Below are 9,664 nucleotides of genomic sequence, written 5' to 3'. Positions count from 1 at the left end.
AACTGGATCTCGACCGGTACCTTGAAGGCGGCAAGCTGGGTCGCGACATGCGCGCGCAGCTCATCCTGGCTAACCGTCTTGCCGGGTTTCAATTGCACGACCGCGCCGACTTCCTCGCCGAGCACCTTGTGCGGAATGCCGACGACAGACGCATCCATCACGGCCGGATGATCGTAAAGCGCGCTTTCCACCTCGATACAGTAGATATTCTCGCCGCCCCGGATCAGCATGTCCTTTGCGCGATCAACAAGATAGAGGAACCCCTCATCGTCAATGCGCGCAAGATCGCCGGTAACGACCCAGCCATCCTTGAACGTCTCGGCCGTCGCATCGGGCCGGTTCCAGTAGGATTTGCAATTTGACGGGCTCTTGCACCACAGCTCGCCCACTTCACCGGCTGGAAGTGTCTCGCCGTCGGGGCTGACCACTTTAAGCTCGACCGCCTTGGGCGGCGCGCCGGCACTGTCGGGCCGGTTCACATAATCCTCACCGATATTGAGCGTCGCCGTTGCGCACGTCTCCGTCATGCCCCAGCCATTGCCGGGAGCGGCGTCCGGAAAGCGCTTCTTGATCGTCGAGACCAGCTCTGGCGCAGACGGCGCGCCGCCATAGGAGACAACCGCGATCGTGGAGAGATCATACTTGTCACGGTCAGGGTGCTCGAGCACTTGCCAGGCAATCGCCGGAACCCCGCCAATCGCCGTGATCTTCTCGTTTTCTATGATCGGCAACGCCTTGCCCGCATCCCATTTGTACATGGAGACGATCTTGTCGCCGCGCAGAAGCGTCGGGATGAGGACGGCGAACGCGCCGGTCGCGTGGAAGAATGGAATGGCCAGAAGGGTCGCGCGCTGTTCACTCGGGTCAGGCTCGGGCACAGCTTCGCCCCGGCGCAGGAACATCCGCGCCTGGCATGTCATGGAATTGAGGAAGTTCGAGATGACGGCCCGATGGGTCGCCAGCGCGCCTTTTGGCTTGCCTGTCGTGCCGGACGTGTACATCAGGGTCGCATCATCATCCGGCGCGATCTCGACATCCGGAAACGGCACATCCTTGAGCTTCAGCCAGTCACTCGGCTCGCCAACGAAATCTTCGAAATTATAGACGCCGGGATAGTTGCGCTCTTCTTCGGTTTCGCGGGCAATGATCACCGCCTCCAGCTCAGGCAGCTCTCCCATATGCTCGCGTATGCGTTCGAAGATTTGCGGATCGACAACAGCGACCTTCACCCCTGCATTCTTCAGGCCGTATTCAAGCTCGTCGCCTGTCCACCAGGAATTCATCGGGGCCGCGATGGCACCGACTGCCAGAGCAGCGAAGAAAGCCACGGACCATTGCGGATAATTGCGCATGATGATCGCCACCCGGTCGCCCTTCTGGACGCCGAACTGGTCTTTCAGGACGTGCGCGAAATGGCTGACCGCCTTGAGATGCGAATTGAATGTGGCGCGCTCGTCTTCATAGACGAGAAAATTGCGGTCGCCATGCATGCGGGACGCTTCGACCAGAAACCGGATGGTTGGCGGCGCTTCAGGATAATAGCGCATATCGGTGCCATCGATCTCACCTTCAGCGACAGCCAGCGGTGTTCCCGGCTCGGCAAGTTTCTCATTTGCATCCTTGATCGACATCACAGGCCATGTCGGCGCACCATCTGCAGCCATGAATTCCTCCAGAATTTGTTTTCTTGAGGACTATCAATCATGCGCGCGCATGCAAGGGAAGAGATGCCCGGTCAAACTGTTGCAGACACTGGGCTAAATGCGTCTTTCTCAATGGGCGAGAGAGGCGGTTTCCACAGGGGGTGCGGTGTTATCGCTGGCGACGAGATCATCGCCCTTCCGCTCAGGATGGGCGTTCGGCCATAGAAGAAGAACCGCGAAGCTCGCCAGCCCCGCCAGAAAAATTACGCCAAAACTCTTCATGAATGCCCCCGGAGCCCCGTCCTGGACTCCGGGCAGCAATCAGCGTGCCACTCTTTGAAATTTGACGCGAATTGGCTGCGATCTACTTGCCAAGCTCGCAGAACTGGACCGCACGGCTTGTACCATCCGGCTCGACCAGTTCGAAGACCGGCCCGGCCAGTTCATCGCCGTCGCAGAGATAGCCAATCTGGTACATGTCGAGAATGTAGTTGTTCTCTGGTTCCAGAGCGCCCGCGAGCATCAGGTCTGCGGCTTCCTGGTGGCGGCCAAGCCGGAACAGGATCTCGAACCGCTCCATCGGGGTCACGCTGCCGGACTCAAGCATATCGGTCAGCATGGCGAATTCCGCTGCAGCCTCGTCCAGAAGCGCAGCGGCCTCATCGGCGACATGGCTGTCTGGATAATTGGCCTTGATCTCCTTGAGATCCTGCACCGCGCCTGTCAGGTCATTGCCGCCGCCATAGCGCAGCTTGGCCCGAGCGAACAGCGTCTCGGCCATCTGCCGCTCGCTCATGCCCGGGTCGCCAAGCAGCTGTGTCAGCCGGTCGATGGCGATCTGTTCATTGCCAGCATCGACCAGCGACGTCACCGTGCCGATGGCAAGTTCATACTGGGTCTGCTCTGCGGACGTGTTTGGTTCGACCGGATCTGCGACCGGGTCATTCGAAGAGGCGCACGCGGCCGCGATCACCAACACGCTTGCACCTGCGATCATATGTTTGAGCATTTTTTGGCTCCTTGCTTGTCTCTTGCCCTCGAGCGTCAGATCACGCTGTGTCCAAGGCAAGAATATGTCTGATTTCAGGAAACTGGCGGGCTTTCGCACCAATTAAGCTCGGATATGTCTTCGTCCGGCACTCCGAGCCAGGCTTCCGCATCTTCGCCGTCGTCCACATCCTTGCAGAGATAGCCGGCCGCTTCCAGCAGGCGCGCATGCTCAACAGTGGGGGCTAGACCTGACGCTTTCTGGCGCGCAGCAGCCTCCTCGACACGGCCCATTGCGACGATGTCGTCAAACCATTGCGGCAGGGTCTGTAGGCCTGCCAGCCGGGCCGCGGCAGCAGCGGCGTCCGCTCTTGCGAAATCCAGTTCCGTGTTGAGGTTCTCTGTGAGCGACGGGGCAGCCGCTAACGCCGTTGCAGCTTCGAAATCGCTTACCGCGCCCGGCAGATCGATACGTGACAGGCGGCGCGTCGTGCCTCGTTCGAACAGAAGTCCTGCTCTCTGCCGGTCTGACAGAACGGCGGTGTCGAGTGTTCCGGTCAGGCTCTCGATTTGAAGATACGGGTGCCATCTGGATTCCGCTTCGGTGATCGCAGCCTGATATTCGGCAGGGGTGAGTTCAACCGCGACGGGCGTCGTTTCGCATGCGGCGAGAATGACCGCCAGCATGGCAGCGCAAAGGGTTGAGCGCATAATCTACAATCTCCAGAACCGATCGATTCGCGCAAAGACTAGCGGCCGGAAATTCGCCGCGATAGGCGCTAACTGAATTGTAAGCTGCGCGGCCTCACGCGCTCGCAAGACGTTCGATTTTGCTGATGTCGCCGCGGCCCAGCGCTTCGATGGCGCGCGCCGCGATACTCTTGGCATCGAGGCCGGCTGTAACATACATCGCGTCGGGCTTATCCTGGTCCTGGAAGATATCCGGCAGGTGCATCGTGCGGATCTTGAGGCCTGTATCAAGTGCCCCGCTATCGGCGAGATAATGCAGGACAAAGGCGCCGAAGCCGCCTGCTGCGCCCTCTTCAACCGTGATCAGGACTTCATGCGCCTTTGCCAGACGCGTGATAAGATCCTCATCGAGCGGCTTTGCAAAGCGCGCATCGGCAACCGTGCAGGACAGCCCCTGAGCCGCCAGCATGTCGGACGCTTTCAGCGCCTCCTGCAACCGCCCGCCATAAGACAGGATGGCGATGCTCGTTCCTTCCTTGACGATGCGGCCCTTGCCGATTTCAAGCGCTTGCGGATCGGCTGGCAACTCAAGGCCGACGCCATTGCCGCGCGGGTAGCGGAATGCACTCGGCCGGTCATCGATCTCGATAGCTGTGCGCACCATGCGCGTCAGTTCTGCTTCATCGGAGGCAGCCATGCAGATCATGCCAGGCAGCGCGCCGAGATAGCCAATATCGAAACTGCCGGCATGGGTCGGGCCGTCAGCGCCGACAAGGCCTGCGCGGTCAATCGCGAAACGGACCGGCAGCTTCTGGATCGCGACATCATGGACAACCTGGTCATAGCCGCGCTGCAGGAAGGTCGAATAGATCGCCGCGAACGGCTTCATGCCGTCTGCAGCGAGGCCCGCCGCGAAGGTGACGGCATGCTGCTCGGCAATCCCGACATCGAACATCCTGTCGGGGAATTCCTTTTCGAACAGATCAAGCCCTGTCCCGCCCGGCATGGCCGCCGTAATGGCGACGACCGTGTCGTCCTTGCGGGCTTCCTCGATCAGGCTTTTGGCAAACACCTTCGTATAGCTTGGCGCGCCGCCAGAGGATTTCTGCTGCTCGCCGGTGCCGATATTGAACTTGGCGACGCCATGATACTTGTCGGCCGAGTTCTCCGCTGGCGCGTACCCTTTGCCCTTCTGCGTCACTACGTGAAGCAGGACCGGGCCGGTATCCATGGCCTTGCAGTTCTCGAGGACCGGCAGGAGCACATCCAGATCATGGCCGTCGATCGGGCCGACATAATAGAAGCCGAGCTCCTCGAACATCGTGCCACCCATGGCAAAGCCGCGAAGATATTCTTCTGCCTTTCGCGCCGGGCTGCTCAGGCCGATCGGCTTGGCAATCGACTTGGCGAACTTGCGCAGGCCCCGATAGGAGCGCGAGGAGACAAGCTTGGAAAGGTAATGGCTCATCGCGCCAACGGGCGGCGCAATCGACATGTCATTGTCATTCAGGACTACGAGCATGTTGGTCGCGTCAGAGCCTGCATTGTTCATCGCCTCATAAGCCATGCCGGCAGACATCGACCCATCGCCAATCACGCAGACGACCTTGTTGTCTTCGCCCTTGAGGTCACGCGCCTTGGCGAAGCCATGCCCGGCCGAGATCGAGGTCGAGGCGTGGGCCGCGCCAAACGGGTCATATTCACTCTCGGCGCGCTTGGTGAAACCGGAGAGGCCGCCGCCCTGGCGCAGGGTTCTGATGCGGTCCTTGCGGCCTGTGAGGATCTTGTGCGGATAGCACTGATGGCCGACATCGAAGATCAGCTTGTCGTCCGGCGTGTCGAAAACCGAGTGGATAGCCACTGTCAGCTCGACGACACCAAGCCCTGCCCCGAGATGTCCACCTGTGATGGAAACCGCATCGATGACTTCACCGCGCAGTTCGTCTGCAATCTGCTTGAGCTCGTCCCTTGATCGTCCCTTGAGATCATCCGGTGACTGCACGCTGTCGAGCAGGCGGGTCTTGGCTGGAAGGGTCATGGCGGTCCTTTCACGGGCGCTCTTCGTCGTATTTAGATGCCTGACTAGTGCGTCCTGTCGAGAACATAATCAACTGATTGCAGCAAGATATGGGCCCGACTGCGGAAAAATGCGAGATGCTGCTTGGCTTGCGCGGCGAGCAGCCGCACGCGCTCGCGCGCACCTTCAACGCCCAGTATTGTAACGAAATTGGCCTTTCCGGCGACAGCATCCGAGCGCACGGTTTTGCCGACAACGGCCTGGTCTCCTGTCGCGTCCAAAAGGTCATCGGCAATCTGATAGGCCAGCCCGAGATCCTGCGCAAATCCGGCAAGCGCATGCCTGGCGTTCTCACTGGCCCCGCCAATGATGCCAGCCGCTTCGACCGAATATGAGATCAGCGCGCCGGTCTTCATGCGCTGCATGCGCGTGATCGTATTGAGGTCACGCGGGCTTTCATCTTCCAGCATGTCGATCATCTGCCCGCCGACCATGCCGCGCGCGCCCGCAGCATCAGCTAGACGCTCGACGAGTTTGAGCCGGATAGCAGGATCGCTGTGGGTGTCTTCATTGGCGAGGATCTTGAAGGCGAGGGTCAGCAGCGCGTCGCCAGCCAGCACGGCTGTCGCCTCACCGAACGCCTTGTGAACCGTCGGCTGTCCGCGGCGCAAATCGTCATCATCCATGCAGGGCAGATCATCATGCACCAGCGAATAGGTGTGAACGCACTCAAGCGCGGCGGCTGCCCGGAGCAGTGCTGTCTCGTCCGCTTCGAAAAGGGCACCTGTCTCGATGATGTAGAAGGGCCGCATGCGCTTGCCATTGGCCAGCGCAGCATGGCGCATCGCGCGCATCAGATCCGCTTCGGGGCCCTGCGCGGGGGGAATGAGCTGATCAAGCGCGACCGTGACCTTGTCGGCAATCTCGGTCAGGCGCTTTTCGAACTCCATGCATTCTTTCCTGATCTGCGCTAGTCGAAGCTGGCGCTCTCGGTTGCCGGCTTGCCATCAGGCCCCTGAACGATCTGCTCGATCTTGAGTTCAGCTGCTTTCAGGCGCGCCTCGCAATGGGCTTTCAGCTTGGCGCCGCGTTCATAGATCTCGATCGATTTTTCGAGCTCGACATCCCCGCCTTCAAGCCGGCGGACGATATCCTCAAGCTCCTTGAGGGCTTCCTCGAAGCTCAGTTTCTCGATTGAAGCATCTGCCTTGGCGGCCATGCGATCGCTCCTGTAATAGCGGCTTCAGCCGGGCACCCTAAGCAGGTGATGCAGGCTCTACAATGGCCTGAACTCAAGATTTTCCGCGATATTCGTAGACCCGGTAGCTCCAGTACTTGTCGCCGCCATCACGCACGCAGACCCAGCCCAGTTTCGCCATGGCCGGGCGGAGCATTCTATTGAACCAGCCATGCGCGGCGAGATAGACCTTGCCCGTTTCTGCCGCCTCGTGGAGCTTCTGGGCGGCCAGCTTGGCGCGGTCCCTGGCCTCGCGGTTGCTTTCTCCGTCGAGGCTGTGGCCATAGAGCCAGGCCGTCCTGGCGAGGACGTTCCATGTCTTGGGCAGATATTTGCGGTTTCTCAGCCGGGGGGGCGGCAGGGGCGCCTCGCAGAACACCGGATCTGTGTCGGGCGTCCGCCCCGTGGCTTTCACAGCGGTTTCGATGGCGCGCGGCGCTGTCGAACTGAGCACCACGTCCGAATCGGCTACCACCTCTTTGAGACCATCAGGCGCCGCCTGCCCTTCGGCCAGGCTTCCAGCCTCATACTGGTCCCACCAGTCCCTGTACTGCTGCCAGTCAAGGCGCGGCCCTGCGCGCCGGTCAAGCGCGGGGCGCCCGTGTCGTGACACGATAATTGGCCCTCGGCGTGCGGCTGTCTGCTTGGTGTGATCCGAACCCATACCGCGCTTAGCCTAGCCCACCTGAGACATGGCTCAACCCGTGCCTGCAGTTCTAATTCCCGAAAAGGCGATTAGAGCGCTTACTCCGGTTCGGCAAGCTCAAGATTCGCAACCTTTTGTGTGAAGGCGCTGGTCAGGCCATTCATGCGGCTCAGCGGGTCGATTTCGCTCAGGCATATCTGGTCAAGCCGCCGCCTCGACTGGGTCATGGCGGTCGAGAGTTTGCCGTCGATGAATCGCTCCCCGCTTCTCCAGGCCTGGCCGAGAACCCGGTCGGGGCGCATAGCAAACGTCTTGGCGCGCACCACACCAGACCCGATCGGCAGCTGGAAGTTCGAATAGTGGCGCTTGTAGTGATCGAGCCCTGGGCCCGCATCATAGATCGCCGGACCTGACTGCGACATGCGCTCAAGCATGTTCTGAACGAGAACATTGCCAGCCGAATACTGCGAGAACTCAGGCTCGAAGGCCGTGATCCAGCCATGAACGATCTTGTCTGACTGCATGACGAGTTCGCTGGCGGCGTGCTGTCCGTCGAAATAGAGGCTGCACAACCGCAACCTGAAACGCCGGCTGCTCGTGCGGCGAAGCCTGTCAATCAGACGCCGTGACCAGAGCGGCGCGAGAACATCATGGCGGCCAGTTCGGCGGAATTGCTCGCGCTTCAGTTCGATCAGCCGTCTGAACGTGGTTTCCGAGACATCATCGAAGCGGAATTCGACATCAGAAAAGTCACGGTCCAGATTTCGGCCAAGACGGCGCATCTTTTTGTAGTGTTTGGGCCAGCGCCCGGCCTGGTTCTCGATGAAGCTGTCCCAGCCCTGGCTCAAATCGGACAAGTTCGCGCCCTGAAAACTGAGACGCTGCTCGCTGGACGGCGTCTGAGGCAGCCAGCCATAGGTCGACATGCCGAGCAGGCCAACGCCGCGCAGGAAGCGGTGAGGCGTCAGATCGGTCCCGCGCGAGAGCACCGGGCCGTGCCAATCGGAGAACGGGCCGCCAATCGGCCGCGCCCAGGCGCCCGGCCGTCTGTGAAGCGGCCAGAATCCAACCGGCGTGTCATTGTCGAAAGCCACCGCAAAGCGAACATCATATCGCACTTCGGCGACGAGCTGCGCATAGAGCGGATCGAAGAACGGATCGTCATAGATCGGATTCGCATCGCGCATGGTGTTGAAGGCCTGCCAGAGGTCTTCCGTCATGTCTGCTTCGCGTAAGAGCCGGAACTTCATGTGTGCCATCCCTGATCACGTGATTATGGTCAGGAAGGTCAGTGCAAGCCGCGCGCCAGTTTCCCCTGAAAAGGGAAAAACGCCTAAAGTCCTCGCCAGAGACGCTTTTTCATGCACGGCTCGGCTTCAGCGTCGCCGCAGGAATAGGTCGAGAACAGGACCGTGTCCGCCCGGCCAATCAAGTTTTCCGCCGGGACGAAACCGACTGACGCCTCTTCAGGCGATATACCGCGTGGCAGGTCGCAACCGGTCCGGTCGACAACGCCTTGCGCATTTTCCGGACAATGGCCGGTCAGAGAGCGACCGTCTTCGGAATTGTCGCGATTGTCACCCATGAACAGGTAATGGCCTTCGGGCACGACGAACTCCGGCGTTGAATCCAGCCGGCTGAACTCGTCAGGGCCCTGCTGCCAGTCATGGGTCAGCCAGGACGTATCGCCAATCGTCTCGCGGTATTCGCGCGCAACCGTGCGGCGTCTCTCTTTCGGCAGATACGTGATCCGCCGCACGAATTCACGGTCGATCGGTTCGCCGTCGAGATAGAGCTGCTCGTCGAGCATCTGGACGCGGTCCCCCGGCAGACCGATGATCCGCTTGATCATGACCCGGTCTGTGTGCGGGTGCATGAAAACAGCGACATCGCCGCGCTCAGGCTTGCTGCCAAACACACGGCCGTCCCCACTGGGGATCAGGCGCCAGGCGCCCCATGGCAGGCTGTAGCGGCTATAGCCATAGGCAAACTTGTTGACGGCCACACGGTCACCAACCTGCAGATTGGGTACCATGCTTTCGGACGGAATCACCCGCTGCTCATAAACAAGGAAGGAGAAGATGTAGAAGGCCGGGATGAACACAGCGAGCGTGACCAGCCACTCGCGCGCCTCAAGCAGAATCTTGTCTTTCAGCGACCGTTTTTCTTCCGGCGCGCTTGAGGTCTGGGAGGTCTCTGTCATGTCAGTTTTACGGCGGTTCCGTATGCAAGCAGCTCGGCAGAGCCACCCATGATCATTGAAGTTGTAATGCGCATCGTGATGATGGCGTCGGCGCCAAGGCTTTGGCCATCTGCGCGCATCCGGTCAAGAGCCTGTTCGCGCGCTTCTGCCATTAGTTTCGTATATTCGGGCACTTCCCCGCCGACCAGATTGCGCAGGCCTGCCATGATGTCACGCCCGAAAAACCGCGTCCGCACAACAT

Annotated in this window: 11 protein-coding genes; all 11 read right to left on the bottom strand. The window is 60.4% G+C overall.

What is annotated here, in order from left to right:
• Positions 1-1,664, bottom strand: a 1,664-nt coding sequence (locus WA989_RS14925) for a class I adenylate-forming enzyme family protein (RefSeq protein WP_424341274.1), incomplete at its 3' end; no start/stop codon positions are given.
• A 108-nt stretch (positions 1,665-1,772) separates the two neighbouring features.
• Positions 1,773-1,925: a hypothetical protein gene (locus WA989_RS14920; protein ID WP_424341273.1), complete on the bottom strand. Its 153-nt coding sequence runs from the start codon at positions 1,923-1,925 to the stop codon at positions 1,773-1,775.
• An 82-nt stretch (positions 1,926-2,007) separates the two neighbouring features.
• A complete protein-coding gene (locus WA989_RS14915; RefSeq protein WP_424341272.1) occupies positions 2,008-2,652 on the bottom strand; it encodes a hypothetical protein in 645 nt (214 codons plus the stop codon).
• A gap of 74 nt (positions 2,653-2,726) precedes the next feature.
• Entirely contained in the window at positions 2,727-3,341 is a 615-nt protein-coding gene (locus WA989_RS14910; RefSeq protein ID WP_424341271.1) for a hypothetical protein, read from the bottom strand.
• A gap of 94 nt (positions 3,342-3,435) precedes the next feature.
• Positions 3,436-5,358 carry a 1-deoxy-D-xylulose-5-phosphate synthase gene (dxs, locus tag WA989_RS14905; protein ID WP_424341270.1) on the bottom strand — a complete coding sequence of 641 codons (1,923 nt, stop codon included), beginning with the start codon at positions 5,356-5,358 and terminating at the stop codon, positions 3,436-3,438.
• 44 nt (positions 5,359-5,402) lie between these two features.
• Positions 5,403-6,287: a polyprenyl synthetase family protein gene (locus WA989_RS14900; protein WP_424341269.1), complete on the bottom strand. Its 885-nt coding sequence runs from the start codon at positions 6,285-6,287 to the stop codon at positions 5,403-5,405.
• Positions 6,288-6,307: 20 nt separating this feature from the next.
• Positions 6,308-6,556, bottom strand: coding sequence for an exodeoxyribonuclease VII small subunit (locus WA989_RS14895; protein ID WP_424341268.1), 249 nt, complete (start codon positions 6,554-6,556; stop codon positions 6,308-6,310).
• A gap of 73 nt (positions 6,557-6,629) precedes the next feature.
• Positions 6,630-7,187, bottom strand: coding sequence for a histidine phosphatase family protein (locus WA989_RS14890; RefSeq protein WP_424341267.1), 558 nt, complete (start codon positions 7,185-7,187; stop codon positions 6,630-6,632).
• Positions 7,188-7,318: 131 nt separating this feature from the next.
• Positions 7,319-8,470: a GNAT family N-acetyltransferase gene (locus tag WA989_RS14885; RefSeq protein ID WP_424341266.1), complete on the bottom strand. Its 1,152-nt coding sequence runs from the start codon at positions 8,468-8,470 to the stop codon at positions 7,319-7,321.
• Positions 8,471-8,553: 83 nt separating this feature from the next.
• Entirely contained in the window at positions 8,554-9,423 is an 870-nt protein-coding gene (lepB, locus tag WA989_RS14880; RefSeq protein WP_424341265.1) for a signal peptidase I, read from the bottom strand.
• Positions 9,420-9,664 (bottom strand): YbjQ family protein (locus tag WA989_RS14875; RefSeq protein ID WP_424341264.1); only part of this gene is annotated, 245 nt, incomplete at its 5' end. The genes WA989_RS14875 and lepB, both read right to left, overlap by 4 nt.

This window comes from Henriciella sp. (assembly GCF_049649345.1).
In the GTDB taxonomy this organism is placed as follows: domain Bacteria; phylum Pseudomonadota; class Alphaproteobacteria; order Caulobacterales; family Hyphomonadaceae; genus Henriciella.
Note: the sequence above shows the minus strand (reverse complement) of the source record. Positions and strands in the feature narration are given on the sequence as shown.

Excerpts from the sequence above, each read along its gene's own strand:
- WA989_RS14915 (WP_424341272.1), bottom strand. The coding sequence starts at position 2,652 with ATGCTCAAACATATGATCGCAGGTGCAAGCGTGTTGGTGATCGCGGCC.
- WA989_RS14895 (WP_424341268.1), bottom strand. The coding sequence starts at position 6,556 with ATGGCCGCCAAGGCAGATGCTTCAATCGAGAAACTGAGCTTCGAGGAA.
- WA989_RS14900 (WP_424341269.1), bottom strand. The coding sequence starts at position 6,287 with ATGGAGTTCGAAAAGCGCCTGACCGAGATTGCCGACAAGGTCACGGTC.
- WA989_RS14885 (WP_424341266.1), bottom strand. The coding sequence starts at position 8,470 with ATGAAGTTCCGGCTCTTACGCGAAGCAGACATGACGGAAGACCTCTGG.
- dxs (WP_424341270.1), bottom strand. The coding sequence starts at position 5,358 with ATGACCCTTCCAGCCAAGACCCGCCTGCTCGACAGCGTGCAGTCACCG.
- WA989_RS14910 (WP_424341271.1), bottom strand. The coding sequence starts at position 3,341 with ATGCGCTCAACCCTTTGCGCTGCCATGCTGGCGGTCATTCTCGCCGCA.
- lepB (WP_424341265.1), bottom strand. The coding sequence starts at position 9,423 with ATGACAGAGACCTCCCAGACCTCAAGCGCGCCGGAAGAAAAACGGTCG.
- WA989_RS14920 (WP_424341273.1), bottom strand. The coding sequence starts at position 1,925 with ATGAAGAGTTTTGGCGTAATTTTTCTGGCGGGGCTGGCGAGCTTCGCG.